Below are 25,666 nucleotides of genomic sequence, written 5' to 3' on the forward strand. Positions count from 1 at the left end.
CAGGAAAGGATCAGATCGAAAAACTGATGCCGCAGCCGCAAGACGCCGTGGCATTCGGATTCTGCACCACGAAGCGGGCGCCGATCAGTTCATCGGTGAAGTCGATGGTGGCATCTTGCAGAAAGGGCAGCGAGACGGAATCAATCAGCACGCGCTGACCCTCGCCCTCAAGAACGATGTCGTCATCCGCCGCCGTTTCGTCCAGCTTCATGTCATATTGGAAGCCGGAGCAACCGCCGCCCTCCACCGCGATCCGCAGCGCCTTGGGCGCACCGGCATGGGCGGCGTTGATCTGAGCGAGGCGTGCGAAGGCGCGCGGGGTGACATGGGGCGGCAAAAGCATCGGGGGGCCTGTATTTCCGTGACGTTGAAGATATAGGATAGGGCAAAAGCGCCGACAAGACGAGGAAACCTTGTTGCAACCCTATGCCTGCCATCCCGGGGCCTCCCGCGGGCGGCTCTACCCCGAAAGCATCTCGACCTTCCGCTCGCCGTTTCAGCGCGACCGGGACCGGATCATCCATTCCTCGGCCTTCCGCAGGCTGAAGCACAAGACGCAGGTCTTCGTCGAGCATGAGGGCGATTATTACCGCACCCGGCTGACCCATACGATCGAGGTGGCGCAGGTCGCGCGCACCATCGCCGGGTCGCTCGGGCTGAACACCGATCTGGCCGAGGCGGTGGCGCTGGCGCACGATCTGGGCCATCCGCCCTTCGGCCATACCGGCGAAGATGCGCTGGCGATCCTGATGGAGCCCTATGGCGGGTTCGACCACAATGCGCAGGCGCTGCGGATCGTGACGCGGCTCGAACGCCATTATGCCGGGTTCGACGGGCTGAACCTGACGTGGGAGACGCTCGAAGGCATCGCCAAGCACAACGGCCCCGTCGATCCGCCGTGGAGCTATGCGCTGGCCGAGGTCAATGCGCTGTGGGATCTGGAGCTTGGCACCAATGCCAGCGCCGAGGCGCAGGTGGCGGCGGTGGCCGACGATTGCGCCTATAACCACCACGACCTGCACGACGGGCTGCGCGCCGGGCTGTTCACGGAAGACGACCTGTGCGAATTGCCGGTGATCGGCGACTGTTTCGCCGAGGTGGACCGCCTGCACCCCGGGCTGGAACCGATGCGGCGTCGGCACGAAGCGCTGCGGCGTGTCTTTGGCGTGATGGTCGAGGATGTGATCGCGGTGGCGCAGAACCGGCTGAGCGCGCTGCAACCGCGCTCGGTCGACGATATCCGCCACATGGAAGGGCCGATCATCCGGTTCTCGAAGCCGCTCTATCAGAACCTGAAGGCGATCAAGTCCTTCCTGTTCCAGCGGATGTATCGTGCGCCGACGGTGGTGGTCGAACGCAAGCGGGTGACGATGATGGTCAACGCGCTGTTCCCGCTGTTTCTGGCCAATCCCGATCTGCTGCCCGAGGATTGGCACGGCGATGTCGCCGCGGCGCGGATGCAGCCCGATGCGGAAACGGAACTGGCGCGGGTGGTGCTTGATTATGTCGCCGGGATGACAGACCGTTTCGCGATCCAGGAATATCACCGGCTGATCGACCCTCAGGGGTGATCGGCGGGGAGCCGCAGCCGCCTTCGTCCCCGGACGGAGGCGGTTTTTTCATGTCTTGCTGGATCCCCCGAGAATACGAACCGTGAAAATGAAAACGGCGGCACCCAGGGAGGAGGAGGGGTGCCGCCGTAAAACCATGACCCCAGGGAGGAGGAGGGGGCCTTGGTATGTCCGGCGCCGCTCTAGGGAGGAGGAGCGAGCAGCGCCTGCCCGAAAGGCCCAGGGAGGAGGAGGGGCCCGTCGGTATATGTGCGGCGCCCAAGGGAGGAGGAGAGGGCGCCGCCGAAGCGATCAATCCGGGAGGAGGAGTGGACCGATCGCCGCAACTTCTGCCGAAAGCGAAGCGCGGCGGCCCCAGGGAGGAGGAGGGGGCCGCCGCCTTCTGCACGAGGCCCGAGGGAGGAGGAGGGCCTTCGTTTCGGCTGTCCGGCAGTGCCTTGCGGGCTGGGGCCGGTATCTGGTGGCGGCACCCTCAGGGAGGAGGAGGAGGGTGCCGCCGATTTCCGAGGCTCAGGGAGGAGGAGGAGCCTCAGGAAGGGAATTCTTACTTGCCGTAGGCGGCCTCGAAGGCCACGCTCTTGATCATCGACCGGTTCAGGCCCAGATCCGCCAGTTCCCGGCCGGTCAGGCCACGCAGTTCGCGGACGGTTTCACGGAACACCCGGCGCCGGGCCAGAGCCTCACGGAAGCCCGCGAAGAGATGGGCGAGGCCAAAGTGGTGTTCGTGGATGTCGGACGCGATTGCCATGTTTCGTCTCGTTTGCCGTAGTGCCGGTGCAGGTTTCTGCTTGGCTGTTGGGGCTAACATGACGCCAATGCTGCACCTGCACAATCCCGAAGTCGGTCAATTCTGCCATGCAGAAATTGCATAACAACTACTGACCTATTTCCGAGGAAATTCCGGGCGGATTTCGGGAAAAATTTGGCAATATCGTTTCAAAAAGGGGCAGATGAGATGAATCATTGCTCCTGCGCCCCTTGAAGTCCGCGACAAAAGCGCCACAGTCCGCCCGAAAACAGCAGGAGACAAAAATGGCGGTGAGCAAGGAAATCGTGCTGGAGGCGCTGCGAAAGCTGGGGCCGGAGGCGGAAAACCCGGTTGCGCGGGGGTTGATTCACGCTCTGGCCGTCGAATCAGGGACCGTGCGCTTCGTTCTGGAGGGTGCGCCGCCGCAGGAACTGGAGGCGATGAAGCCGCATCTCGAAGCGGCGGTGCGTGCGATTCCCGGGGTCAGTCACATCACTGTGGTGATTCCTACCGGGCAGGGGCCGAAGATCGGCGGCCATCCGACGCCGCAGGCCGGTCCGCAGTCCATCCCCGGCGTGCGCCATATCATCGCGGTCGGCTCCGGCAAGGGCGGGGTGGGGAAATCCACCGTTTCGGCTAATCTCGCGGTGGCGCTGTCGCGCGCAGGCAAGCGGGTCGGGCTGCTCGATGCCGATATCTACGGGCCGAGCCAGCCGCGCATGATGGGGGTGAATTGGCGTCCCGCCTCACCCGATGGGCAGCACATCATCCCGCTACAGGCGCATGGCGTCACGCTGATGTCGATCGGCTTCATGCTGCGCGAGGATGAGGCGGTGATCTGGCGCGGGCCGATGCTGATGGGCGCGCTGCAACAGATGCTGAATCAGGTCGAATGGGCGCATTACGGCGCGCTGGACGTTCTGGTCATCGACCTGCCGCCGGGCACCGGGGATATTCAGCTGTCGCTGTGCCAGAAGACGAAGCTCGACGGGGCGATCATCGTTTCGACGCCGCAGGACATCGCGCTGCTGGATGCGAAAAAGGCGATCGACATGTTCCGCCGGCTGAACGCGCCGGTGATCGGGCTGATCGAAAACATGTCCACCTATATCTGCCCGAACTGCGGCCATGAGGCGCATCTTTTCGGCCATGGCGGGGTCGAGGCCGAGGCGGCGCGGCTGGAACTGCCGTTCCTGGGGGCGCTGCCGCTCGACCTGGATGTGCGGATCGCGGGCGACAGCGGCACCCCGGCGGCGGCGGGCGAAGGTCCGGTGGCCGAGGGTTATGCGGCGATCGCACAGCGCCTGATCGCAGCCGGCAAGGTCTGAAAACGAAACCGCCCGGGCCTTTCGGTCCCGGGCGGTTTCGAGCATGTGGCGTGGATCACGCCGCTTCGGCCTCTTCAGCCGCCATGCGCCGTTCGCTTTCTTCGCGCGACAGGGCGACCGAAGTCCGCACGCCCTTCGAGACGAATTCCATCAGGCCCTTCACAACGCGTTCGTTCGGGTCGATCCCGGCGCAGGACAGCACTTCCCGGCCATCGCGCGACCGCGCCCAGCGGGCAATCTGCTCCGGGCCGTTTCCGTATTTCTTGTCATCGGCAATCGCATCGTCCAGGGCAGCAAGGACCACCGCGGCGAAAAGCTTGCGGGCTCGCTGGCCTTGTTCATAGTTGAAAGCGGAGCCGTCAACGAAATCGCGCATTATTCCGTCCTTTTTATTGCTCTTGCGTTTGTTGGCGTGGCGCCATCTAGGGCGTTTGGGGTCCGATTCGATATGCCGTCAGAGGAATGACAGTCATGCGAAATCTGCATGTCTCTTGCGCCTCCTACGCCACGAACCGCACCGCCTTGCCGCAGTCAGGTCGCGCATATATAAAAGCACATGGCTGTAAATCAAGAAAATTTGGGCCGCGATCCGGTCGCAAGCCCGTGATCGGGAATGTCAATGGGGTGGAGACGCGCCCTGTGCCCGGGGCATGGCTCGTTCCGGGCCGGATCAAATTTTACGCATTAAGCTCGGGGCGCAGCAGCGCATCGCCCGCCGTCATCTCCGGCGCGGCCCGGTCGAGCCGCAGATGCGCCAGCGCCCGCCCGCCGGATTGCGTGAACAGCGTGCCGACCGGGCGCCCCCCGGCCTCGATCGGCGTGCCGACCGGGGCGGCGCCCTCGATCAGCACCCGGGTCAGGCCCTTGCGCAACTCGGTCTTGTGCTTCATCCGCGCGGTGACCTCCTGACCGACATAGCAGCCCTTGCGGAAATCGACGCCATGCAGCCGCTCGAACCCGGCCTCCAGGATATAGGTCTCGGGCGTCAGTTCGATTCCCGTTTCCGGGATCAGATGCGCGACACGGATCGCGTCCCAGTCGCTGCCGTCATCGCCGTCCTGCGCCCCATACAGCCGCCAGCCCATCGCCGGGTCGCGCGGATCCGCCACCGCGCCTTCGGGCGCCGGGCCGGTGCCGCGAAAGACCCGCAGGGCCGAGGGCGCGATCTGCACATCCGCCCGCAGCCGATACATCGACAGCCGCCGCACCGTCGCCTCGGCGATCCCGGAGTCGATGTCCAGCAACACCGTATCCCCCCGGGGCACCAGCAGGAAATCCGCCAGATACTTGCCCTGCGGCGTCAGCAGCGCGGCATAGACCGGCCCCTGCGCCAGCCGCCGCACATCGTTGCTGACCAGCCCCTGAAGGAAATGCTCCCGGTCCGTGCCGGTGATTTCGTAGATCGTCCGCATCATTCCACCAACTGCATCCTGCACAGCGCGCTATACATCCCGCCCTGCGCGTAAAGCGTTTCATGCGTGCCTTCCTCGACCACGCGCCCCTCGACCACCACGACGATCTTGTCGGCGTTGCGCACGGTCGAGAGCCGGTGCGCGATGACCAGTGTCGTGCGCCCTTCGGACAGGTGGTCGAGTGCCTGTGCCACCTGCGCCTCGGACTGGGTATCGAGCGCCGATGTCGCCTCGTCCAGCAGCAGGATCGGCGCATTGCGCAGCACCGCCCGCGCGATCGCCACCCGCTGCCGCTGCCCACCCGACAGCGCCGCCCCGCGCGGCCCGGCGGGGGTCTCAAGGCCCAGCGGCAGCGCATCGGTGAACTCCGTCACATGCGCCACCGTCAGCGCGCGGCGCAGCTCTTCCTCGCTCACGTCCTTGCGGCCAAGGAGCACATTCTCCCGGATCGTCTCGTCGAACAGCGCGGCGTCCTGCGCCACGGTCGAGAACAGGCCCCGCAGCGTCGCAAGGTCCATCGCCGCGACCGGTATGCCGCCCACCGAAACCATGCCGCTGTCCGGATCCACCAGTCGCGTCAGCAGGTTGAACACCGTCGATTTGCCCGCCCCCGAAGGGCCGACCAGCGCCGTTGTCCGCCCCGCCTCGGCGGTGAAGCTGAGGCCGCGCAGCACGGGTTTCGCACCGTAATTCAGATGAACGTCCTGCAACCGCACGTCCATCGCCGCCGGGCGCGGCGCGGCGGGCACCGGATCGTGGATCTTCGGCTGGATGTCGAAGACGCGGTAGATCCGCTCCAGGCTCGCCGCCGCCGATTGCCAGGTGCCCGCCAGCCCGCCAAGCCGCCGCAGCGGCTGGAACGCCAGCGCCATCGCGGTGAAGAAGGACATGAATTCGCCCACCGTGCGCTTGCCCTCGACGATCTCGTGCCCGCCCAGCACCAGCACCAGCATGAAGCCCAGCCCGGTCACCACGTCGATCAGCGCGGGGATCATGCTTTGCGTCAGTGCCATCTTCACCGTCGCGCGCCGGATCCGGTCCACCAGCGTGGCGAAGCGGCCCATCTGGTAGTCTTCGAGCCGGTTCAGCTTTACCGCTGCGATGCCGTGGAACACCTCGTCCAGCCGGGTGGCGCGGTCGCTCGCCTGTCCGCGCATCTGCGCCGTCTTGCGCCGGATGTAGCGCTGCGCGATCACCGTCGGCGCGATGAGCAGGGGCGCCCCCACCAGTGCCGCCAGCGTCCAGCGCCAGTCGATCGAAATCGCCACCCCGAACAGCGAGATTAGCGCGATCGAATCGCGCCCGGCGCCGGTGATGAACACCTGCCAGACGCCCTGCACGGCCTGCGTATCGCCCTGCACCCGCTCGATCAGCGCGCCGGGGGAATTCTCCATGAAATAGCTCTGGTCGAGTGTCAGCATGTGCCGCACCAGATCCACCTGCATCGCTGCCGAAGAGCTTTGCGAGATCTGCGACAGCATGGTGCGCGAGCCGACCGACGTGATCGCGCGCAGCAGGAACAACCCGAAGATGCCCCCGCCCACGACCCAGATCAGTCCGGAATGGCCCTGGGTGAAAACCTTGTCGAACAGCGGCTCCAGCATCCAGCTCAGCGCGCCGAGGGTCGAGCCCTCGATCACCATCAGCGCGATGGCCACCAGCATCTTCGGCCAGTGCCGCGCCAGGTAGCTGCGCCACATCCGCGCGAAAAGGGTATTCGATGCGTAGGGATTTTTTGTGGGATTTTTCATGCGGGCCACGGCAACCTCTGTCTGGGCTCGGGTTCCCTGCGACTTAGCGCGAACACCCCGGCGCGGCAAGCGATGCGGCTTTGTGCCCGATACATTCCCCGCCGTTGACGCATGGGGAACGCTTCGCTAGGCACGAGGGGACACCATCCGCAGGAGTGAACGATGAGCCTCGCGCAGGGCCGCCCCTATCTTGCCATTCCGGGGCCATCGGCGATGCCCGACCGGGTTCTGGCCGCGATGCACCGCGCCGCGCCGAACATCTACGAAGGCGATATCGTCGACATGACGCGGGCCATCGTGGACGATCTGCGCCGCGTCGCGATGACGCGCCATCATGCGACGATCTACATCGCCAACGGTCATGCGACCTGGGAAGCGGCGATCGCCAACCTGTTTTCGCGCGGGGACAAGGCGCTGTCTCTGGCTACGGGGCGGTTCGGCATCAACTGGGCGCAGCATGCGGGCGCGATGGGGGTGGAGGTCGAGATGATCGACTTCGGTCAGCGTGCGCCCGTCGATCCGGCCCGGGTCGAGGCCGCGCTGCGCGCCGATTCCGACCGGCGGATCAAGGTCGTGCTGCTGACCCATCTGGACACGGCGACCTCGGTTCTGAACGATGTGGCGGCGGTCAGGGCGGCGATCGACGCGGCGGGGCATCCGGCGCTGCTGGCGGTGGATTGCATCGCCTCGCTCGGTTGCGACGAATTCCGCTTCGACGACTGGGGCGTCGATGTGATGGTGGCCGCCAGCCAGAAGGGCCTGATGGTGCCGCCCGGGCTGGGCTTCCTGTGGTTTTCGGACAAGGCGTTGGAGGCGGGCCGCGCGTCGGACCTGCGCACGCCCTATTGGGACTGGACCCCGCGCGCCTTCCCGGAACAGTATTATCAGCATTTCGCGGGCACGGCGCCGACGCATCACCTGTTCGGTCTGGCCGAATCACTGAAGATGATCCTGGACGAAGAGGGTCTGCCCCATGTCTGGGCCCGGCATGAAACGCTGGCCCGCACCGTCTGGGCGGCCTTCGATGCCTGGGGGCAGGGCGGGGACATCACGCTGAACATCGCCGATCCCGCGCATCGGGGCCATTCCGTCACCGCCGCACGGATCGGTGGCGGCGGCGCCGCGCGCCTGCGCCGCTGGTGCGAGACGGAGGCGGGCGTGACCCTGGGCATCGGCCTTGGCATGGCCGAACCCGGCACGCCGGAGGCCGCCGACTTCCTGCGCGTCGCCCATATGGGCCATGTCAACGCGCATATGACGCTTGGTGTGCTCGCGGTGATGGAGGCGGGGCTGACCGCGCTCGACATTCCGCATGGCAAGAGCGCGCTGGAGGCCGCGGCGCGGGTCTGCGCCGGGGCCTGAGGCTGATGGCTCGCCTTACTTGTCGTGTTTGGCGAGCCAGTCGTTCATCCACTGCACCTCGGATTCCTGCGCCTTGATCACCTCTTCGGCCAGTTTGCGCACATCCGGATCGGAGCCGTACTCCAGCGCGACCTTCGCCATCGCGATCGCGCCTTCGTGGTGCGGGATCATGCCGCGCACGAAATCGACATCGGCATTGCCGGTATAGGGCACCTCCATCGCGCCGTGCATCGCGCGCGCGGCGGCGATATAGGCTTGGGTCGAGGGCGCGGCATCGGCGGTCTCGGCCATCATCTTGCTCATGTCATGGCCGCCATGGGCGTCCTGCGCATAGGCGGCGGGGGCGAACAAGAACGCGGCAAGAGCGAGGCGAAGCACGGGGGTCATCATCTGGGGATTCCTTTCCTTTTTCAGATCTTGCGCCGGGAAAGGGCCGTTGGCAAATCACCACTCGGCGAGAGTCAGCGCGCCCGCAGCAGCGCCCCCGGAAGCGCCTCGGCAAAGGCCATCATCTCAGGCTCCGGCCCGCAGGAAACGCGGATGCAGCGGTCCTGCGGCGCAACGCCCGGCATCCGCACGAAGATCCCCGCCGCAACCAGTTCCTCAAGCACCCGGCGCGCGAAGGCGCCATCGCCGCCGCAGTCGATCGCGACGAAATTGGTGGCCGAAGGCAGCGGCATCAGCCCGTTCGCCCGGGCGATCTCCGCGATCCGGTCGCGCGAGGCCCCGACCAGCCGACGCATATAGGCGAGCCAGGTGGTATCCCCAAGCGCCGCCAGCGCCCCGGCCTGCCCGATCCGGCTCATGCCGAAATGGTTGCGGATCTTGTCGAAGGCACGGATCAGCGGTTCCGCCCCGATCGCATAGCCCACCCGCGCCCCGGCCATGCCATGCGCCTTGGAAAAGGTGCGCATCCGGATCACCTGCGGATCGTCCGGGTCGACCGGCGCCTCGGTCCCCTCGGGGGCGAGTTCGACATAGGCTTCGTCGAGCACCAGCAGGCTGCCATCCGGCACCCGTGCGGCCATATCGGCCAACACCTGACCCGGATGATGGCTGCCCATCGGATTGTCCGGATTGGCGATATAAATCAGCTTCGGCGCAACCTCGTTTGCCTTGGCGATGAGCGCATCGGGATCTTCGTGGTCATCGCGATAGGGCACCGGATGCAACACGCCGCCGAACCCCGCGACGTGGAAGTTGAACGTCGGATAGGCCCCGCGCGATGTCACCACCGCATCGCCTTCGGACACCAGCATCCGCACCAGATAGCCCAGCAGCCCGTCAATCCCTTCGCCCACGACGATATTGCCCGGCTTGCAGCCGTGCCGCGCCGCCAGCGCCACCTTCAGGTCGTGATTCTCCGGATCGCCATACATCCAGGCTTCGCCCGCCGCCGCAGCCATCGCCGCGATCGCACGGGGGGAGGGGCCAAAGCCGTTTTCATTCGCGCCCAGCCGGGCACGGAACGGGTGGCCCATGCGGCGCTCCTGCGTCTCCGGCCCGACGAAGGGCACGGTGGCGGGAAGGCTGTCGACAAGCGGGGTGTAACGAGGTCCGATCATGCGCCTGTGCTAGGCCCAAAGCGCGCGGCGGGCAAGGGGGTTGGTACGGGTGGTCGGACTCGAACCGACACTCCTTGCGGAAGCAGATTTTGAGTTTGCCGCGTCTACCATTCCGCCACACCCGCACAGCCGGCATCCCCGTGGTAGGCGGACATGCCGCCCGGCCTGTCTGACCGGACAGCGCACCTTATCCGGTCTTCGGCCCGCCGCGTCAAGGGGCGCGATCACCGCTGATCTCGATCCAGATCAGCCTTCCGTCGAAACCGTCGCGCGGTAGGGTTTCGATCAGGTCGTGGCGCTCAAGATCCAGTTCGGGCACCGCCTCGGTGGCCAGCGCATAGCGCGCCCGCACGGGGCCCTGCGAGGGGCGCGGCGCCACCCGGGCCCGCAACGGCCTGCGCACCATCACATTCAGGTCGAGAAGCGGCACCCCCGTCAGCTCCGCCGTGCAGGGCTCATCGCCGGGGAAATGTTCCGGCGCGGACCCCGGCCCGAGCGTGACGCGCCGGTCGGGCAGGATCAGATCCATCGGCCCGCCCTCCAGCACCGCCAGCCAGCGGTCGATGCCGGGGAATTCCGAAAACGGCCCCGATTGCGCCACTTCGGCGGTGCTGATCCGCCAGTCGAACGCATCAATCCCCGCCCCCTCGGGCATGGCGAGAATTTCGGCCGTGTGGCCGCCGCCGTTCTTCCACGCGGTGAACCGGCGCCCGGCCCGGCGCCAAAGTCGCGGCGATTGCTCCATGATTTCCTTCCTCCGCACGGGGCGCTTTCAGCGCAGCAGGTCTTCGTCGCGATACAGATCACGCGGTTTCATGGGGTCTGTTTCTGCGGTCCGACCGCCCCGCCAATCGACACGAAGCGGCCCGTTTCCGACCAGATATAGGCGGCCTGACAGGATTCGGCCACGACATCGCATTGCCCGCTGTGGACGGAGAGGAGGAGAACCGGCCGGTCCGGTGGGCCGGGCGGCGCGACGACCATCGTGCCCTGCGCGAGGAATTCAAAGCGATCATAGCCGCCGGGGCGCGAGACGAAGACCTGCACGCCGCCGCCGCCCGAACCGCCGCTGAACAGCGTGGCGGAGGTGGAGCAGCCGAACCGCGCTTCTTCGATGATCGGATCGGTGATTCCATCGCCGTTGAAATCCGCGATGGAACTCACGGCCTCTTCGGGCGCGGTGAAAACGCCGCCCTCGACCCCCGCACAGCGGGCGCGGAGGGTTTCGATGAACTCGGGCGGCGTTTCGGCATGCAGGGGGGCGGCAAGCCCGGCCAGAAGCAGCGAAAGGGAGAAAAGCGGTTTCATGCGACGTCCTGAGTTTGCCGACACCATGGTGCGAAGGTGATCCTGTCCGCGCCCGAAGTCCAGCCCGGCAATGCCCGCCGCGCGCGAGGCAGAACGGGGCTCCGGCGGCCCGCAGGTGGCGGCATGCGGCGTCGCCCGCCGCGCGTGATGCAGAACGTCGCGGGCTCTGGCATCCATGTCGGAAATTGCGAAGTGCGGCAGCGTGTTCCGTGGTGATCATCCGCCAACGGCGCCCGCAAGCGCCCGAACTTTCCCCGAAAGCCCGCCCGCAAAGGAGCCAAGCCATGTTGCGCGAACCCGATGTCCTGTCCCTGCTGATGCGCCGAAAGCCCGCCCATTCTCTGGTGCAGGAATTGTATTGCGACCCGGGCGTGTTTCAGGTCGACATGGACAACATCTGGTATCGGGACTGGCTGTTCGCCATCCCTTCCTGCGAAATCCCGAAGGCCGGGGATTATGTGGTGCACGAGGTCGGCGTCTATTCCGTGGTGATCGTGCGCGGCTCGGATGGCGAGATCCGCGCGTTTCACAATTCCTGCCGCCACCGCGGATCGGTTCTGTGCAAAAGCAAGAAGGGCCGCAATCCGAAGATCGTCTGCCCCTATCACCAATGGACCTACAACCTCGACGGCAGCCTGCTCTGGGCGCGCGATATGGGGCCGGAGTTCGACCCGAAGAAACACGGGCTGAAGCCGGTGCATTGCCGCAACCTGTCGGGGATGGTCTACATCTGCGTCGCCGATCAGGCGCCCGATATCGAGGAACTGGCCCGGGAAACCGCGCGCTATCTGGCGCCGCATGACCTTGAGAATTCGAAGATCGCCTTCAGCAGTACCATCGTCGAAAAGGGCAACTGGAAGCTGGTCTGGGAAAACAACCGCGAATGCTATCACTGTGCGGGCAACCACCCGTCGCTGTGCCGCACCTTCCCCGAGGATCCGCGTGCGATCGGCAACAATGGCGATGGCGGGCTGGCCGGGGCGCTGGATCTGCATGTCGCGCGCTGCGAGGCGGTGGGCGCGCCCTCGGCCTATGAAATCTCGGACCTCGGAGAATGGCGCTTCGTGCGCACGCCGCTTCTGGATGGGGCCGAAAGCTATACGATGGATGGCAAGGTCGCCGCGACTTTGCCGAATTCCAGCCTGCCGTTCCGCGATGCGGGCGCGCTGCTGAAGTTCCGCTATCCCGGCACCTGGAACCATTTCCTGTCGGATCACGTCATCCTGTTCCGCGTCACGCCGCTGAGCGCGACGGAGACCGAGGTCTGCACCAAATGGCTGGTGCACAAGGACGCGCAGGAGGGCAGGGATTACGACCTCAAGCGCCTCACCGAAGTCTGGATCGCCACCAATGACGAAGACCGCGAGGTGGTGGAAAACAACCAGCGCGGCATCCTGACCCCGGCCTATACCCCCGGACCCTATTCGGAAATCCACGAAGGCGGGCTGATCCAGTTCACCGACTGGTATGCCGATACGCTGATCCGCGCGATCACCGGGCGCAGCATGCTGGCGGCGGAATGATGGACTATTGGCGCGACAGTGAGGAGCTGGCCTGCTGCTCCGTGGTGCCCGAGGCGCCCGATACCGCGACGATCAGCTTCGTCTCGCCCACGGGGGCGCTGTTCCGGTTCGAGCCGGGGCAGTTCCTGACGCTCGAACTGCCGGTGCCGGGGGGCACGGTGTGGCGGACCTATACGATTTCGTCCTCACCCTCGCGGCCCTTGTCGGTTTCAGTGACGGTGAAGGCGCAGAACGGCAGCATCGGCACACGCTGGATGCTCGACCATCTGCGCCCGGGGATGCGGATCCGGGCATCCGGTCCGGCGGGGGTGTTTACCCTGCCGCGGGCGGAGAAGAAGAAATACCTGTTCATCTCGGCAGGCTCCGGGGTGACACCCTCGCTTTCGATGACCACATGGCTGTTTGACCGGGGCACGGATATCGACGTGACGCTGGTCAATTGCGCCCGCCGCCCGTCCGAAATCATCGCGCGGCGGCAGGTGGAGCATATGGCGGCGCGGGTGCCCTCGATCCGGCTGTATTTCATCGTCGAGGAGGAGGACCCCTATCAGGTCTGGACCGGCTTCCGGGGGCGCCTCAATCAGGTGATGCTGGGCCTGATCGCGGGCGACTACATGGAGCGCGAGGTCTATTGCTGCGGACCCGAACCCTTCATGGCGGCGGTGCGCGACATGCTGATCGCGCTCGGCTATGACATGGCGGGGTACCATCAGGAGAGCTTTGCCCCGCCCGTCGAAGAGCCCGAGGATTTCGTCCCCGATGCGCAGGCGGGCGCGCGGATCACCTTTGCCGCCTCCGGGGTCGAGGCGGCCTGCACCAAGGCAGATACCGTTTTGGCGGTGGCGCGCTCGGCCGGGATCGTGATCCCCTCGGGCTGCACCTTCGGCGTCTGCGGCACCTGCAAGGTGCGCAAACTGTCGGGCGAGGTGCATATGGTCCACAGCGGCGGGATTTCGGACGAGGATATCGACGAGGGCTATATCCTCGCCTGCTGCTCGAAACCGGTGGGCGATGTCGGGATCGACGCCTGACCTCTGGGCGGCGTAGGATGCCCGTCGTCTCACATCCGGAAAGACCGATGGCGCCGCAGCATTTCATCTTTGCCCTGGTCGAGGATTTTACCCATCTGGCCTTTGCCTGCGCGGTCGATCCGCTCAGGATCGCGAACCTGATCAGCGGGCGGGAGCTATACCGCTGGTCCTATGCCTCGCGCGATGGCCGAACGGCGACGAGTTCCGACGGCACGGTGATCATGGTGCAGCACCCGTTCGACGCGCTGCCGCCCGGCGAGCGGCTGTTCGTCCTGTCCGGGCTGAACATGCAGCAAAAGGACTGCCGCGCGCTCATCGCCGCGCTGCGCAAGATGGACCGGGGTGGCCGGACCCGGATCGGCGCGCTGTGCTCGGGGGCATGGGTGCTGGCGAAGGCGGGGCTGCTGAACGGGCGGGCGGCGGCGATCCATTGGGAATATCACGACAGTTTCCGCTCCGAATTTCCGGATGTGGATCTGGTCCCCAATGTCTTCGTGGCCGAGGGGCGGTTCATCACCGCTTCGGGCGGCACGGCGACGGCGGATCTGATGCTGAACCTGATCGAGCGCGATCACGGCTATGACCTTGCCGTCGCGGTCTCGGATCAGATGGTCTACAACGCCGTGCGCAGCGCCTCCTCGGCGCAGAAGGTCTCGCTTCAGGCCCGCGCCGGGATCCGCAACGCCCATCTGGTCCGTGCGATCGGGATCATGCGCGCCAACCTCGACGCGCCGCTGCCCCAGGCCGAGATCGCGCGCCAGACCGGCATTTCGGCCCGGCAGCTGGAGCGGCTGTTCGGCAAGCTGCTGAACAAGACGCCGAAACGCTATTACCTCGACCTGCGGCTGGAAAAGGCGCGCTACCTGCTGTTGCAGACGGAGATGTCGGTGACCGATGTCGCGCTGTCGTGCGGCTTCGACGATCCGGGCAGTTTCTCGCGCGCCTATCGGGCGGCGTTTGGCATTCCGCCCCGGACGCAGCGCGGGCGGATTGGCTGAGCGTCGCCGCTTTTCCGGAATGGTCGCTTTGCGGCGCATCCATGTAGAATGATCGTTCTACCCTCTGTTCATGGATATGCGACAGAGAATCTCCCGTGAACTCGACCGGCAATTCGCCGAGATGGGCTTTGCGACACAGGGCGTCGGCGCGTTGCGCGATGGGGCGCAGGTGTCATTGCGCACGCTCTACAAATACTTCCCGAGCCGGGAGGAGATGGTGATCGGCGCGCTCGAATACCGCGACCGGGCCTATGCCGACTGGATCGCGGGCGGGCCGGAGGCGGGGGCAGAGCATGTGCTGCATCCGCTGGTCCGGCTGGGCGACTGGCTCGGGCAGGTGGCGAACACGGGCTGCCTGTTCCTGAATGCGCTCGCGGCTTATCCGGAAAGCGATGCGATCCGGGCGGTGGTTCTGGCGCATAAGGGGCGGCTGGCCGATGACTTCCGCACGCGCCTGCGGGCCGTTGCGCCGGGGCACGAGACCGAGGCGCTGGCCCAGTCGCTGTTCCTGCTGCACGAGGGGCTGACCGAGGCCGCGCGCCTGCAAGGCCCCGAAGCCGCCACCGCCGCCGCGCTCCGCGCCGCGCGCGCCCTTCTGGCGGCTGAACGGATTTCCCTTTGGCAAGAGGCCGAACCCGATGAAACTGCGTGAAATTCACATCTACAAGCACGACCTGCCGGTGGTGGATGGCCCCTATACGATGGCCAATGCCCAGGTCTGGTCGCTCGACACGACGCTGGTGCGCCTCGTGGCCGAGGACGGGACCGAGGGCTGGGGCGAGACCTGCCCCGTCGGCCCGACCTATGCCGAGGCCCATACCGGTGGCGCCCGCGCCGCGCTGATCGAAATGGCGCCGGGGCTGATCGGTGCGGATCTGTGGCCGCTGGCCTTGCAGCGCCGGATGAACGGCCTGCTGAATGGCCACAACTATGCCAAGGCGGCGGTGGACATCGCGGCGCATGACCTGATCGGCAAGCGTCTGGGGGTCAGCGTGGCGGACCTGCTGGGCGGGGCGGTCACCGACCGGGTGCCGACCTATTATTCCACCATCGTCGGTGATCCGGACGAAACCGCCCGCATCGCCGCCGAGGTCCGCGACGAGGGCTATCCCCGAATTCAGGTCAAGGTCGGCGGCCGGCCCGTGGACCTGGACATCGAGGCGATCCGCAAGGTCTGGGAGGTGATCCGCGGCAGCGGCATGCGCATGGCGGTGGATGCCAATCGCGGCTGGAAGACCCGCGACGCCCTGCGCGTCAGCCGCGAATGCCCCGACATCCCCTTCATCCTTGAACAGCCCTGCAACACCGTCGAGGATCTGCGCAAGATCCGTCCGCAGGTCTCGCATGGCATCTACATGGACGAAAACAGCATCGACCTGAACACCGTGATCAGCGCGGCGGGCACCGGGCTGGTCGATGGCTTCGGGATGAAGGTCACGCGGATCGGAGGCTTGCAGAACATGCGCGCCTTCCGCGACATCTGCGAGGCGCGCAACCTGCCGCATACCTGCGACGATGCCTGGGGCGGCGATGTGATCGCGGCGGCCTGCACCCAGATCGCGGCGACGATGCGGCCCGACCTGTGCGAAGGCGCCTGGGTCGCGGCCTCCTATATCGAGGGGAATTTCGACCCGGAGAACGGCATCCGGATCGAGGGTGGCCATATCCGGCGGCCAACGGGGCCGGGGCTGGGCGTTACGCCCGATGTGGCGGCGCTTGGCGCGCCGATCTTCAGTTTCTGACAGGGGAAAAAGATGAATTTCACGGGAAAGACCGCGCTGGTCACCGGCGCGGCGGGCGGCATCGGCGCCGCCATCGTCACGGCATTGCGGGCGCGGGGCGCACGGGTGGCGGTGGCCGACCGCGATGTGTCGGGCATCACGGCGGAGGCCCATCTGCCGGGCGACCTGCTCGATCCGGGCTATGCCGACGGGCTGGCGCAGGCGGCTCATGACGCGCTCGGGCGGCTGGATATTGTCGTGAACAATGCGGGTGTGATCACGCGCGGCCCGGTCACGGAATCGACCGATGCGGATTGGGCGCTGTCGCTGGGCGTGAATGTCGAGGCGCCGTTTCGCATCTGCCGCGCGGCGATCCCGCTGATGGCGGCGCAGGGCGGGGGCGTGATCGTCAACACCGCCTCGTGCTGGGGTGGCAAGGCACCGGGGCCGAACCATGCGCTTTACTGCATGACCAAGGCGGCGATCGCCTCGCTGACGCAGTGCATGGGGATGGACCATGCGCATCAGGGCATCCGCATCAACGCCGTCTGTCCGAACGAGGTGAACACGCCGATGCTGCGCACGGGCTTTGCCCGCCGGGGCTTCGACCCCGATAAGGCGGTGGCCGAGCTGGGCAAAACCGTGCCGCTCGGCCGGATCGCGGAACCCGAGGACATCGCCGATGTGGTGCTGTTCCTGGCCTCGGACGCGGCGCGCTACATGTGCGGCACGCTGGTCGAGGTCAATGGCGGGAAGCCGGTGGCATGATGCGGTTCGAGGGGAAGGTTGCGCTGGTGACCGGCGGGCGGTCCGGCATCGGGCAGGCCATCGCGCGGCTGCTGCGGGAAGAGGGCGCGCGGGTGTTCACGGCGCAGCGCGGGGCGGATGCGGAATTTGACGGCATCCCCGCCGATTTCGCCGATCCGGACAGCCCGGCGCAGGTGGTCGATACGCTGATCGCGCGGGCCGGGCGGCTGGACGTTCTGATCAACAACGCGGGCATGATGCAGGAATCCCCGGTCGAGGCGATGAGCCTTGCCGATTGGCAGCGCACCCTGATGGTCAATCTGACGGCGCCTTTCCTGATGATCCGGGCCGCGCTGCCGCACCTGCGCGGCACCCGGGGCAGCATCGTCAATGTCGGCTCGATCGAGGGGCTGGGATCGAACCCCGGCCATGCGGCCTATTGCGCGTCCAAGGCCGGGCTGCATGGCCTGACCCGCGCGGTCGCGGTGGATCACGGCGCCGAGGGGATCCGTGTCAACGCCGTCGCGCCCGGCTGGATCGACACCGACCTGAACGTCGATTTCATCGAGAGCATGCCGGATCCGGCCGCCTTCCGCCGCGACATCGGCCGGATCCATCCGGTCGGGCGCACCGGACGGCCCGAGGAAGTCGCCGCGCTGGTCGCCTTCCTCGCTGCCGAAGAGGCGGGCTTCGTCACCGGGCAGGTCTATACCGTGGACGGCGGCAGGATGGCGAAGCTCAGCCTGCCGTAGGCGCCTGTCCTCTTCCGGCGCGCCGCGAAGGCATGTAGGGTCTTCGCGGCGAGCCGGGGGGGAAACATGTTCGACAATGGGAAAACGGTGACCGTGGGCGACGCCGCCCTGTTCGTGGCGGAAGCGGGCCGGGCGGATGGCGCGCCGATCGTCCTGCTGCATGGCGGTCTGGGAAGCCGGAACGACTTCCTGCCGCTGGCCGCGCATCTGGCGGCGGATCATCGGCTCATCGCGCTCGACAGCCGGGGGCATGGCCGCTCGACGCTGGGGAGCGATCCGCTCAGCTACCATCGGCTGGAACAGGATGTGGTTGCGGTGCTGGGCGAACTCGGGCTGAGCGGCGCGGGGATCATCGGCCATAGCGACGGGGGGATCGTGGCGCTGCGCGTAGCGGCCTCCGGGCGGCCCCGGTGTGTCGTTGCCGTCGGCGCGCATTGGCAATTGCCGGACGATGACCCGGTGCGCGAGATCTACCGCGGGATCACGGTCGAAGACTGGCGCGGCATGTTCCCCGATCAGGTCCACCGCTATGAAACCGAAAACCCCGAACCGGACTTCACCCGCCTGTTCAGCGCCACCACGGCGATGTGGCTTGGCACGGATTATCCGGGCGCTTCGGTGCGGGAGATCACCTGCCCGCTGCTGGTGATCCGGGGCGACGATGATTTTCTGGTTTCCCGCCGTCAGGGGGTAGATCTGGCCGAGCAGGTCACGGGCGCGCGGCTGCTGAACCTGCCTTTCGCCGGGCATACGGTGCTGGAGGAGAACCCCGGCGATGTCCTGCCCGCACTCAGGGCGTTCTTGGCGTAGCGCGGCGGAACTGTGCGGGGGTCGTGTTCTGGCGGCTCTTCATCAGCCGGACCAGATGCGAGGCGTCGCAGAAGCCGCAGGCCAGGGCGATTTCGCTGATCGGGTCTTCGGTCATCCGCAACAGCAGCATCGCCTTTTCGAGGCGCAGCGCCAGATAGGCGAACTGCGGCGACTGGCCGATATCGGCACGGAAATGGCGTTCGAGCTTGCGTCGGCCCACGCGCATCTCCCGCACCAGATCGTCGATGGTCTTCGCGGTCTCAAGGCTCTGCTGCATCCGCAGGAGCGCCGCCCGCACCAGCGGATCGCGGGCGCCGAACAGCGCAGGCGCCTCCCCCGGAAGAAGCCGGGTCACCAGTCCGGGAATGCCACTGCTTTCGGCACAGGTCAGCCGGTCCCGGTCCATGATGCAGGGCTCGGCACGGGGCAGGGCGCGGGGAAACCGCGTGGCGAAGTCGCGGTGCTGCGCGGGGGGAACGCTGCATTCGTAGCCATCGAGAAACCCGGCCTCGGCCAGGTCGAACACACCCGCGCACAGGCCGATCAGCGGGCGCGCCGCCGCGGCATGGATCAGGGCGCACAGCGGATCCGGGAGTGGCCCGGCGCCCCCCAGAACGGCGAGGCAGTCCACATCGGCGGCGGTGCTATCGGGCAGGATCGCGATGCCATTCTCTGCCCGCAGCGGCGCCATCTCCGGCGCGATGATCCGCCATGTGCAGCGCCCGTTCCGACGCAGCGCCTCGATGAAGCCGGTCAGCACGGGCAGGTCGAACCCCGCGCGCGGCACGATCCCGATGCGCAGCATGTTTACCGCCGCAACAGGGGCATTTCGTCGATCGTGTCGAGCAGATAGCCCACGAAGGCCCGCACGTTCGGACTGTCGCAGGTCCGGGGGTTGAGCTTCAGGTAATAGGTCCGCCCGGCGTTCAGCGGGCTTTCAAAGATCCGCACCAGCCGCCCCTGCGTCACCGCCTGATGCACCAGATGACGGAAACCGAGGATCACGCCTTGCCCCCGCTCCGCCGCCTCGACCAGCAGACCATAGCTGTTCGACACGAAATCCTGCGGGATTTCACTGATTTCGGGCGCGTGCATCCGGAACCAGTCGCGCCAGGTCAGCGGATACCAGGCGATGGCGTCCGAGGACCAGTGCATCCGGTGCAACTCCATCAAAGCCGCGCGCGCGAGGTCTCCGGGCGCGGTGAAGGGGCCGTGCTGGGACAGATAGGCGGGGGAGCAGACCGGTTCGACCACCTCGGGGAACAGCGCGATCAGGGTGTGCCCGATCTCGGAGCGTTCGTTGCCGCAGATCACGGCGATGTCGACCTCCTCGAAATCCTGGAGCCGGTCGTTTTCGTCGGAGGCCAGCAGGGTGAAGCGCACCTCCGGGTTGTCGCGGCGGAAATCGTCGGTGATCGGCTTGATGAAATTCGACACGCCCGCATAGGTGCCCGCGATGGTGATGGCCTGGCTGCCACTGCTCTGGCCGATGCGGAAGATCGCCTCGCCCAGCCGGTCTAGCCCCTGCGTCACCGCGTCAAGCAGCATCCGCCCTTCGGAGGTCAGTTCCATGCTGTTGTGCTTGCGCAGGAATAACTGCCGGCCAAGCGCCTTTTCCAGGCCCCGGATCTGCTGGCTGATCGCGGCCTGCGTCACGTTCAATTCGCTCGCCGCCTGGGTGAAGCTCAGGTGTTTCGCCGCCACCTCGAAAGTCGCGAAGGAACCGAGCGAGGGCAGGTGCCGCCGCTTCGAAAACCGGTTTTTCGCGGGATTGCCGATGTCATTCCCTCCGGGCACGCCATTCCTTCCACCGAATGAACATGTTCGCGCCGATCTGCGCAAGAGGGGCGGGCGGCAGCCGGTTCGGCAGGTGCTGCGCGGCAAAGAACCGGGTCGCGTCGCTGTCATGGCCAAGTGCCGCCTCCGCCGCCGCGATCCCGGTCAGCGTGCTGCGCGTGGTGCCAAGGCCGTTGCAGACGCCCGCGCCGAACAGATCCTGATCCAGCCGCCCGGCGATCGAGCTGTTGTTCTGCGTCAGGCACAGATGCCCGGCCCAGGAATATTCCATCGCGAAGCCCTTCAGCGCCGGGAAGCGCTGGTCGAATTTCTCGCGCATCATCGCCATGGCGTGGCGCATCTGGCCGGGGGTGGTGACCATGCCGGGCAGCAGTTTCGCCATCGTCCGGGTGATGATCCGGTTGCCGCCCTGCGCCGCCGAAATCCGCCGCATCGTCGTGCCCATCGGGTCCGACGGCGTGACGCCCCAGCATTCGTGCCCCGCCCGTGTTCCCGGCGGCAATTCGGCGGTCATGCAGGCGAACAGGAAGATGTGCATCAGCCGCCGCTCGGCAAAGCCGAAGCTCTCCAGATGGCCGTTGTTGGCAAGGATCACCGTGCCCGCCTCGACCCGGCCCTTCAGTGTCTGCACCTGCCAGCCCTGCGCCAGCCGCACGAGGCCGGTGACGGGGGTGTTCTCATGCACCGTCACATGCGGCGCAAGACCCCCGAGCAGCCCCCGGATATAGCCCGCCGGTTGGATCATCACCGTGCCGGGCGTATAAAGGCCGGAGCGATACCAGTCCGAACCGGTCAGTTCCCGCATCGCGGAGGCGTCCAGAATTTCGTGAGCCTCGCCGATGCTGGCAAGGTGGTGGGCATAGGTGGTGTTCTGCGCATCGGCATGGGCGCTGGCGGCGCCGTTCACCTTGCCGTCGCGGCGGAAATACCCGGCGGGGATGGCATATTCCGCAACCGCCTCGGCCGCGAAACCGATGGCATGGCGGTTCAGCGCGATCAGTGCGCGGTCCGACCCGGCATCCGCCCCCGCGTAATCCTCGGAGGTCAGTTCATGCGGCAGGTCGATCATGAAGCCAGAATTGCGCCCGGCGGATCCCTGTGCGATCTGGCCCGCATCGAGCAGCACGATCTTCGCCCGGGGTTCCAGCTGCAACAGCCGCCGCGCCGCCGACAGACCGGCAAAGCCGCCGCCGACAATGGCGAAATCCGCCCGCAGGGTGCCATCAAGCGGCGGCAGCGGTGTGCGCGGGCCGAGAATGCTCTCCCAGGCGGCGGGGCCTGCGAGGTTTGGCAGGCGGCGGGCGCGATAGTCTGGCATTGGTTTTCTCTGAATGGAGGATGGGCCGGAGGCGGGGCCTCCGGCCGGGGGGTCAGTCGATCGCGGTATCGGCGCTGTCGGTCAGGTCGAGCCAGATCGTCTTGAGCTGCGTATACTGGTCATGCGCATGGAAGCCGTTGTCGCGCCCGCCGAAGCCCGATTGCTTGAACCCTCCGAAGGGAGTGGAGATGTCGCCCTCGCCGAAGCTGTTCACCGCCACGGTTCCGGCGCGCAGCATCCGCGCCCCGCGCAGCGCCCGCTTGCCATTCGCGGAGAAGATCGAGGCGGCGAGGCCATAGTCCGTATCGTTCGCGACGCGGATCGCCTCCTCGAAGCTCGCGACCTCGATCACCGTCAGGATAGGGCCGAAGATTTCTTCGCGCGCGATGCGGTGGTCGGGGGCGGTCTCGACGATGGTCGGCTCGACATGGGTGCCGCCGATCGCCTTGCCGCCCATCAGCACCTTGCCCTTCGCCAGGTCGAGATAGCCCGACACCTTGTCGAAATGCGCCTTCGACACCAGCGCGCCGATCCGCACCGAAGGGTCGAGCGGGTCGCCCACGTTCCACTCCCGCGCATGTTCAATGACCTTCGCGAGCAGCCGCTCGCGCACACCCTTCTGCACGATCAGCCGCGAGGCCGCGGAGCAGTTCTCGCCCATGTTCCAGAAGGCGCCGTTGACGACATGGGCGGCCACCGCGTCCAGATCCTCGGCATCGTCGAGCACGATGCAGGGGTTCTTTCCGCCCATCTCCAGCACGATTTCCTTCAGGTTCGATTCCGCCGAATAGCCGAGGAACCGCCGCCCCGTCGCGGTCGAGCCGGTGAAGGAGACCATATCCACATCCGGATGGCGGCCCAGCGGCTCGCCCGCCTCGGCCCCGGAGCCCGGGATGATGTTGAGCACACCCGCGGGCAGCCCGGCCTCCAGCGCCAGTTCGGCGACCCGCAGTGCAGTGAGCGAAGTCTCCGCCGCCGGTTTCACCACCACCGTGCAGCCCGCCGCCAGCGCCGGCCCGATCTTCCACGCCAGCATCAGCAGCGGGAAGTTCCACGGCAGCACCAGCCCGACGACCCCAACAGGCTCGCGCAGCACCAGCGCCAGATGGTCGTCCGAAGCGGGCGCGACCTGATCATAGATCTTGTCGATCAGTTCCGCATGCCAGCGCAGCACATGGATCGTCTCCGGAATATCCACGGTGGCGCAGTCATAGATCGGCTTGCCGCTGTCGAGGCTCTCCATCACGGCGAGCTCATGGCGATTGCGTTCGAGCAGCTTCGCCAGCCGCAGCAGCGCCTGCTTGCGTTCGCCCGGATGCAGGCGCGACCAGCGGCCATCCTCAAAGGCGTCGCGGGCCTTCGCCACGGCGAAATCCACATCCTGCGGCCCGCAGGCCGCAACATCCGCCAGCTTCGCGCCGGTGGCCGGGTTCACGGTGGCGAAGGTCTTGCCCGATTGCGCCGGGCGGAAGGCACCATCGACAAAGGCATTGGTGGGCAGCTCAAGCGAAGCTGCCAGCGCCTCGTATTCTTCGCGGGTGAGAAGATCCGTCATGGCTCAGTTCCCTGCCTTGATCGCTGCGATGGTGGTTTTCAGAACCGCGATGACCTGTTCCAGCTCGCGCTTCTCGTCCTTGTTCAGCCCCTTGAGCGGCGGGCGCATCGGCCCGGTGGGGATGCCCGCCAGCGTGGTGCCGTGCTTGACGCACTGGATGAATTTGCCGCCCTGTTCGAGCACCCGCATCAGCGGCATCATCGCCGACATGATCCGGCGGCCCTTGGCAAAATCGCCGTTCAGCACGCAGGTCTCATACAGGTAGATGTGTTCCTCGGGCAGGAAGTTCGACCCGGCGCAGATCCAGCTCCGCGCGCCCCAGGCGAAGAATTCGAGCGCCTGATCGTCCATCCCGCAGGACATCTGGATATGCGGATAATCGCGGGCCAGAAGATGCACCCGGTTGATATCGCCCGAGCTTTCCTTGATCCCGATGATGTTGCGCGACCGGCCGACGCGGTTGAGGAACTCCTCCCCCATCGCGACGCCCATCCGGCCCGGGTAGTTATAGAGGATCACCGGCAGGTCGGCGGCGCGGTCGATGGCGAGTGCGTTGAGCGCGTTTTCCCGCTCGGTCGGCACCGAATAGGGCGGCGTGCCGAGAAGCAGCGCATCCGCCCCCATCTCGCGCGCGCCCTTGGCCAGCGCGATGCTGTCGGGTGTGCGCATCGCGCCGGTGCCGACGATGACGGGCAGCCGGCCCTTGACCCGCTCGACGGTGAAGCGCGCGAGATCCAGCCGCTCCTCGACCGTCTGGGCGTAATTCTCGCCGGTCGAGCCGCCCGAGATCAGGCCATGCACACCCGCTTCGATCAGGTGTTCGATCAGATCGGCCTGCCGGTCGAGATCAAACCCGCCGTCGGCTGTCAGAGGTGTCACAAGGGGCGTATAAATCCCCTCAAGCGTCAGTCGAAATGTCATCGCGTTACCGGAGCATGAGGATAGCGGAGCGGTGGGCGGACCCGCCGCCGGGCGAGGGGGCGCCTTTCCGGGGGTGCCGGAAGAGACGGACGAACGGAGTTTCAGGCCAAATCCAGCGCCCCGCAAACGAGAATTTTCATCACCTTGACATAAGAAAAAACTTATTTTACCGTATAAAAATACCGGCTCATGTTTCCGCTGCGGCGGTTTTGCGGGCAGATTGGCGGTTTCTTTGGGCGTGTCGCAATTATTTGCGAACACTGTCGCAAACATCCAATACAGATCGAAAATCCCTTGCTAGCCATATCATTCATGTGCTGTCCCAAAGGCCGAATCCGGTTCCGGACACCGTGAATGACCATGAGAAGCCCCGGCACTGCGGGGGCATCTCGATCTGCGGAAGGCGATTTTCATTGTCCATTGCGGGAAAGAAAACTCTTATCCCTCGACATGGAATATCCCGCCTTTGGTCACGGTGCTTCCGGCGCGGGTTCGGGTGGGGCATGCCACGAAGCTGACGTCACGCCACAGGGAGCAAGACAATGAAAGCGATCTGGAAGACACTCTGCGCCGCCGCGCTGGCCGCGATGACCGCCATCCCCGTCTTTGCGCAAGACAAGACCATCAAGATGGGCACGATGTCGTGGGAAGACCTGACGCCGATCACCGGGATTACCAAGAAGGTTCTGGAGGACAAGGGCTACAAGGTCGAGGTGACGACCTTTGCCGAATGGGGCATTGCCTATGCCGCGCTGACCAAGGGGGATGTGCAGCTTCTGGCATCGCAGGTTGATTACGTTGCACAGGACTACTGGGAGAAGAACAACCGGAGGCTGGAGAAGATTTCGCCAGTGTCGCACGGCCTGTTCGACGGGATCGCGGTGCCGGATTACGTCACGATCACTTCGGTCGAGGAGCTGAACGACAATGCCGACAAGTTCGGCGGCAAGATCATCGGTATCGAGCCGGGCGCCGGGATCATGCGTGAAACCGCCCATGTGGTGGACGAATACGGGCTGAAGCTGCAACTGGTCGAAGGCAGCACCGCGGCGATGACCGCCGCCGTCAAATCCGCCGTGGACCGGCAGGAATGGATCGCGGTGACCGTGTGGCAGCCGATGTGGATGATGCCGAAATTCAACATGCGCTTCCTTGAGGATCCGAAGGGCGCCTTCCCGCCGCCGCAGACCTATTACTGGATCGCGCAGAAGGGCTTTGCCGAGGCCGACCCCTTTGCCCGCGAAACCATCGCCAGCGTCTATGTGCCGATCGAGGAAATCTCGAAGATCAACGTCGCCGTGGCCGATGGCAAGACGATGGATCAGGCCGTGGCCGACTGGATCGCGGCGCATGGCGACCTGATTGCCCGCTGGGAAAACAACAAGGCGGAATAACGCCATCCGGCGCCCCGCGAGGGTGGGGCGTCGGCCGACAGACAGCAGGGAAAG

General features: G+C 66.2%; 26 protein-coding genes and 1 tRNA gene. 12 read left to right on the plus strand and 15 right to left on the minus strand.

All coding sequences use genetic code 11. The annotated features are described in order from the left end of the window. Positions 1–10: 10 nt before the first annotated feature. Complete coding sequence (gene erpA / locus QM789_RS10080; RefSeq protein ID WP_420351788.1) at positions 11–343, minus strand: iron-sulfur cluster insertion protein ErpA; 333 nt, start codon at positions 341–343, stop codon at positions 11–13. 70 nt (positions 344–413) lie between these two features. Between erpA and QM789_RS10085 the strand changes: the two genes are divergently transcribed. Then, a complete protein-coding gene (locus tag QM789_RS10085; RefSeq protein ID WP_420351789.1) occupies positions 414–1,571 on the plus strand; it encodes a deoxyguanosinetriphosphate triphosphohydrolase in 1,158 nt (385 codons plus the stop codon). Positions 1,572–2,115: 544 nt separating this feature from the next. On the opposite strand, the gene QM789_RS10090 is transcribed toward QM789_RS10085, so the two are convergent. Continuing rightward, positions 2,116–2,319, minus strand: a complete 204-nt coding sequence (locus QM789_RS10090; RefSeq protein WP_420351790.1) for a DUF1127 domain-containing protein — start codon at positions 2,317–2,319, stop codon at positions 2,116–2,118. 284 nt (positions 2,320–2,603) lie between these two features. On the opposite strand from QM789_RS10090, the gene QM789_RS10095 reads away from it, so the two are divergent. Then, positions 2,604–3,647 carry a P-loop NTPase gene (locus QM789_RS10095; protein WP_420351791.1) on the plus strand — a complete coding sequence of 348 codons (1,044 nt, stop codon included), beginning with the start codon at positions 2,604–2,606 and terminating at the stop codon, positions 3,645–3,647. A 55-nt stretch (positions 3,648–3,702) separates the two neighbouring features. On the opposite strand, the gene QM789_RS10100 is transcribed toward QM789_RS10095, so the two are convergent. The 3 genes from QM789_RS10100 to QM789_RS10110 form a co-directional block, all read right to left on the minus strand. Continuing rightward, on the minus strand, positions 3,703–4,023 hold the full coding sequence (locus QM789_RS10100; RefSeq protein ID WP_068765522.1) for a DUF6280 family protein: 321 nt from the start codon (positions 4,021–4,023) through the stop codon (positions 3,703–3,705). Between the two features lie 301 nt (positions 4,024–4,324). Further along, positions 4,325–5,062 carry a YgfZ/GcvT domain-containing protein gene (locus QM789_RS10105; protein ID WP_420351792.1) on the minus strand — a complete coding sequence of 246 codons (738 nt, stop codon included), beginning with the start codon at positions 5,060–5,062 and terminating at the stop codon, positions 4,325–4,327. Further along, positions 5,059–6,759, minus strand: a complete 1,701-nt coding sequence (locus QM789_RS10110; RefSeq protein WP_420351793.1) for an ABC transporter ATP-binding protein — start codon at positions 6,757–6,759, stop codon at positions 5,059–5,061. Before QM789_RS10110 ends, QM789_RS10105 begins: the two co-directional genes overlap by 4 nt. 213 nt (positions 6,760–6,972) lie before the next feature. On the opposite strand from QM789_RS10110, the gene QM789_RS10115 reads away from it, so the two are divergent. Beyond that, positions 6,973–8,172 carry a pyridoxal-phosphate-dependent aminotransferase family protein gene (locus QM789_RS10115; protein WP_420351794.1) on the plus strand — a complete coding sequence of 400 codons (1,200 nt, stop codon included), beginning with the start codon at positions 6,973–6,975 and terminating at the stop codon, positions 8,170–8,172. A 15-nt stretch (positions 8,173–8,187) separates the two neighbouring features. On the opposite strand, the gene QM789_RS10120 is transcribed toward QM789_RS10115, so the two are convergent. From QM789_RS10120 to QM789_RS10140, 5 genes are all read right to left on the minus strand, one after another. Then, positions 8,188–8,562, minus strand: a complete 375-nt coding sequence (locus tag QM789_RS10120; RefSeq protein WP_420351795.1) for a DUF305 domain-containing protein — start codon at positions 8,560–8,562, stop codon at positions 8,188–8,190. Positions 8,563–8,633: 71 nt separating this feature from the next. Then, the gene (locus QM789_RS10125; RefSeq protein WP_420351796.1) at positions 8,634–9,737 is read right to left on the minus strand and encodes a pyridoxal phosphate-dependent aminotransferase; all 1,104 of its coding nucleotides are present in this window, start codon (positions 9,735–9,737) and stop codon (positions 8,634–8,636) included. A 41-nt stretch (positions 9,738–9,778) separates the two neighbouring features. Beyond that, positions 9,779–9,862, minus strand: a tRNA-Leu gene (locus QM789_RS10130). An 86-nt stretch (positions 9,863–9,948) separates the two neighbouring features. Further along, entirely contained in the window at positions 9,949–10,482 is a 534-nt protein-coding gene (locus QM789_RS10135) for a HutD family protein (RefSeq protein WP_420351797.1), read from the minus strand. A 68-nt stretch (positions 10,483–10,550) separates the two neighbouring features. Beyond that, positions 10,551–11,045 (minus strand): hypothetical protein, encoded by a 495-nt coding sequence (locus QM789_RS10140; protein WP_420351798.1) that lies wholly within the window; start codon positions 11,043–11,045, stop codon positions 10,551–10,553. Positions 11,046–11,329: 284 nt separating this feature from the next. Between QM789_RS10140 and QM789_RS10145 the strand changes: the two genes are divergently transcribed. The 8 genes from QM789_RS10145 to QM789_RS10180 all read left to right on the plus strand — a co-directional run bounded on the left by QM789_RS10145 (position 11,330) and on the right by QM789_RS10180 (position 18,627). Continuing rightward, positions 11,330–12,568 carry an aromatic ring-hydroxylating oxygenase subunit alpha gene (locus tag QM789_RS10145; protein WP_420351799.1) on the plus strand — a complete coding sequence of 413 codons (1,239 nt, stop codon included), beginning with the start codon at positions 11,330–11,332 and terminating at the stop codon, positions 12,566–12,568. After that, a complete protein-coding gene (locus QM789_RS10150; protein ID WP_420351800.1) occupies positions 12,565–13,599 on the plus strand; it encodes a 2Fe-2S iron-sulfur cluster-binding protein in 1,035 nt (344 codons plus the stop codon). Before QM789_RS10145 ends, QM789_RS10150 begins: the two co-directional genes overlap by 4 nt. Before the next feature lie 47 nt (positions 13,600–13,646). After that, positions 13,647–14,597 (plus strand): GlxA family transcriptional regulator, encoded by a 951-nt coding sequence (locus QM789_RS10155; RefSeq protein ID WP_420351801.1) that lies wholly within the window; start codon positions 13,647–13,649, stop codon positions 14,595–14,597. Positions 14,598–14,673: 76 nt separating this feature from the next. Further along, complete coding sequence (locus QM789_RS10160; RefSeq protein WP_420351802.1) at positions 14,674–15,249, plus strand: TetR/AcrR family transcriptional regulator; 576 nt, start codon at positions 14,674–14,676, stop codon at positions 15,247–15,249. After that, entirely contained in the window at positions 15,236–16,339 is a 1,104-nt protein-coding gene (locus QM789_RS10165) for a mandelate racemase/muconate lactonizing enzyme family protein (RefSeq protein ID WP_420351803.1), read from the plus strand. The genes QM789_RS10160 and QM789_RS10165 overlap by 14 nt, the downstream gene beginning before the upstream one ends. Positions 16,340–16,351: 12 nt before the next feature. Next, complete coding sequence (locus QM789_RS10170) at positions 16,352–17,086, plus strand: SDR family NAD(P)-dependent oxidoreductase (protein ID WP_420351804.1); 735 nt, start codon at positions 16,352–16,354, stop codon at positions 17,084–17,086. Further along, the gene (locus tag QM789_RS10175; RefSeq protein ID WP_420351805.1) at positions 17,083–17,817 is read left to right on the plus strand and encodes an SDR family NAD(P)-dependent oxidoreductase; all 735 of its coding nucleotides are present in this window, start codon (positions 17,083–17,085) and stop codon (positions 17,815–17,817) included. Before QM789_RS10170 ends, QM789_RS10175 begins: the two co-directional genes overlap by 4 nt. A 66-nt stretch (positions 17,818–17,883) precedes the next feature. Then, positions 17,884–18,627: an alpha/beta fold hydrolase gene (locus QM789_RS10180; protein WP_420351806.1), complete on the plus strand. Its 744-nt coding sequence runs from the start codon at positions 17,884–17,886 to the stop codon at positions 18,625–18,627. Here the strand turns inward: QM789_RS10180 and QM789_RS10185 are convergent. The 5 genes from QM789_RS10185 to QM789_RS10205 are packed head-to-tail and all read right to left on the minus strand — an operon-like array spanning position 18,608 to position 24,218. Continuing rightward, positions 18,608–19,432 carry a GlxA family transcriptional regulator gene (locus QM789_RS10185; protein WP_420351807.1) on the minus strand — a complete coding sequence of 275 codons (825 nt, stop codon included), beginning with the start codon at positions 19,430–19,432 and terminating at the stop codon, positions 18,608–18,610. The two genes, QM789_RS10180 and QM789_RS10185, sit on opposite strands and share 20 nt — an antisense overlap. Before the next feature lie 2 nt (positions 19,433–19,434). After that, positions 19,435–20,424: a LysR substrate-binding domain-containing protein gene (locus QM789_RS10190; protein WP_420351808.1), complete on the minus strand. Its 990-nt coding sequence runs from the start codon at positions 20,422–20,424 to the stop codon at positions 19,435–19,437. After that, positions 20,408–21,742 carry an NAD(P)/FAD-dependent oxidoreductase gene (locus QM789_RS10195; RefSeq protein ID WP_420351809.1) on the minus strand — a complete coding sequence of 445 codons (1,335 nt, stop codon included), beginning with the start codon at positions 21,740–21,742 and terminating at the stop codon, positions 20,408–20,410. Before QM789_RS10195 ends, QM789_RS10190 begins: the two co-directional genes overlap by 17 nt. A gap of 52 nt (positions 21,743–21,794) precedes the next feature. Then, entirely contained in the window at positions 21,795–23,297 is a 1,503-nt protein-coding gene (locus tag QM789_RS10200) for an aldehyde dehydrogenase (protein ID WP_420351810.1), read from the minus strand. A 3-nt stretch (positions 23,298–23,300) separates the two neighbouring features. Continuing rightward, on the minus strand, positions 23,301–24,218 hold the full coding sequence (locus tag QM789_RS10205; protein ID WP_420351811.1) for a dihydrodipicolinate synthase family protein: 918 nt from the start codon (positions 24,216–24,218) through the stop codon (positions 23,301–23,303). A gap of 542 nt (positions 24,219–24,760) precedes the next feature. On the opposite strand from QM789_RS10205, the gene QM789_RS10210 reads away from it, so the two are divergent. Next, positions 24,761–25,612 (plus strand): glycine betaine ABC transporter substrate-binding protein, encoded by an 852-nt coding sequence (locus QM789_RS10210; RefSeq protein WP_420351812.1) that lies wholly within the window; start codon positions 24,761–24,763, stop codon positions 25,610–25,612. The last annotated feature ends 54 nt before the right edge of the window (positions 25,613–25,666 follow it).

The organism is Paenirhodobacter sp. (assembly GCF_047600745.1).
GTDB lineage: Bacteria > Pseudomonadota > Alphaproteobacteria > Rhodobacterales > Rhodobacteraceae > Rhodobacter.

Excerpts from the sequence above, each read along its gene's own strand:
- erpA (WP_420351788.1), bottom strand. The coding sequence starts at position 343 with ATGCTTTTGCCGCCCCATGTCACCCCGCGCGCCTTCGCACGCCTCGCT.
- QM789_RS10165 (WP_420351803.1), top strand. The coding sequence starts at position 15,236 with ATGAAACTGCGTGAAATTCACATCTACAAGCACGACCTGCCGGTGGTG.
- QM789_RS10125 (WP_420351796.1), bottom strand. The coding sequence starts at position 9,737 with ATGATCGGACCTCGTTACACCCCGCTTGTCGACAGCCTTCCCGCCACC.
- QM789_RS10150 (WP_420351800.1), top strand. The coding sequence starts at position 12,565 with ATGATGGACTATTGGCGCGACAGTGAGGAGCTGGCCTGCTGCTCCGTG.
- QM789_RS10200 (WP_420351810.1), bottom strand. The coding sequence starts at position 23,297 with ATGACGGATCTTCTCACCCGCGAAGAATACGAGGCGCTGGCAGCTTCG.
- QM789_RS10195 (WP_420351809.1), bottom strand. The coding sequence starts at position 21,742 with ATGCCAGACTATCGCGCCCGCCGCCTGCCAAACCTCGCAGGCCCCGCC.
- QM789_RS10185 (WP_420351807.1), bottom strand. The coding sequence starts at position 19,432 with ATGCTGCGCATCGGGATCGTGCCGCGCGCGGGGTTCGACCTGCCCGTG.
- QM789_RS10170 (WP_420351804.1), top strand. The coding sequence starts at position 16,352 with ATGAATTTCACGGGAAAGACCGCGCTGGTCACCGGCGCGGCGGGCGGC.
- QM789_RS10095 (WP_420351791.1), top strand. The coding sequence starts at position 2,604 with ATGGCGGTGAGCAAGGAAATCGTGCTGGAGGCGCTGCGAAAGCTGGGG.
- QM789_RS10140 (WP_420351798.1), bottom strand. The coding sequence starts at position 11,045 with ATGAAACCGCTTTTCTCCCTTTCGCTGCTTCTGGCCGGGCTTGCCGCC.
- QM789_RS10175 (WP_420351805.1), top strand. The coding sequence starts at position 17,083 with ATGATGCGGTTCGAGGGGAAGGTTGCGCTGGTGACCGGCGGGCGGTCC.
- QM789_RS10105 (WP_420351792.1), bottom strand. The coding sequence starts at position 5,062 with ATGATGCGGACGATCTACGAAATCACCGGCACGGACCGGGAGCATTTC.
- QM789_RS10145 (WP_420351799.1), top strand. The coding sequence starts at position 11,330 with ATGTTGCGCGAACCCGATGTCCTGTCCCTGCTGATGCGCCGAAAGCCC.
- QM789_RS10120 (WP_420351795.1), bottom strand. The coding sequence starts at position 8,562 with ATGATGACCCCCGTGCTTCGCCTCGCTCTTGCCGCGTTCTTGTTCGCC.
- QM789_RS10155 (WP_420351801.1), top strand. The coding sequence starts at position 13,647 with ATGGCGCCGCAGCATTTCATCTTTGCCCTGGTCGAGGATTTTACCCAT.
- QM789_RS10160 (WP_420351802.1), top strand. The coding sequence starts at position 14,674 with ATGCGACAGAGAATCTCCCGTGAACTCGACCGGCAATTCGCCGAGATG.
- QM789_RS10115 (WP_420351794.1), top strand. The coding sequence starts at position 6,973 with ATGAGCCTCGCGCAGGGCCGCCCCTATCTTGCCATTCCGGGGCCATCG.
- QM789_RS10180 (WP_420351806.1), top strand. The coding sequence starts at position 17,884 with ATGTTCGACAATGGGAAAACGGTGACCGTGGGCGACGCCGCCCTGTTC.
- QM789_RS10100 (WP_068765522.1), bottom strand. The coding sequence starts at position 4,023 with ATGCGCGATTTCGTTGACGGCTCCGCTTTCAACTATGAACAAGGCCAG.
- QM789_RS10135 (WP_420351797.1), bottom strand. The coding sequence starts at position 10,482 with ATGGAGCAATCGCCGCGACTTTGGCGCCGGGCCGGGCGCCGGTTCACC.
- QM789_RS10110 (WP_420351793.1), bottom strand. The coding sequence starts at position 6,759 with ATGTGGCGCAGCTACCTGGCGCGGCACTGGCCGAAGATGCTGGTGGCC.
- QM789_RS10090 (WP_420351790.1), bottom strand. The coding sequence starts at position 2,319 with ATGGCAATCGCGTCCGACATCCACGAACACCACTTTGGCCTCGCCCAT.
- QM789_RS10210 (WP_420351812.1), top strand. The coding sequence starts at position 24,761 with ATGAAAGCGATCTGGAAGACACTCTGCGCCGCCGCGCTGGCCGCGATG.
- QM789_RS10205 (WP_420351811.1), bottom strand. The coding sequence starts at position 24,218 with ATGACATTTCGACTGACGCTTGAGGGGATTTATACGCCCCTTGTGACA.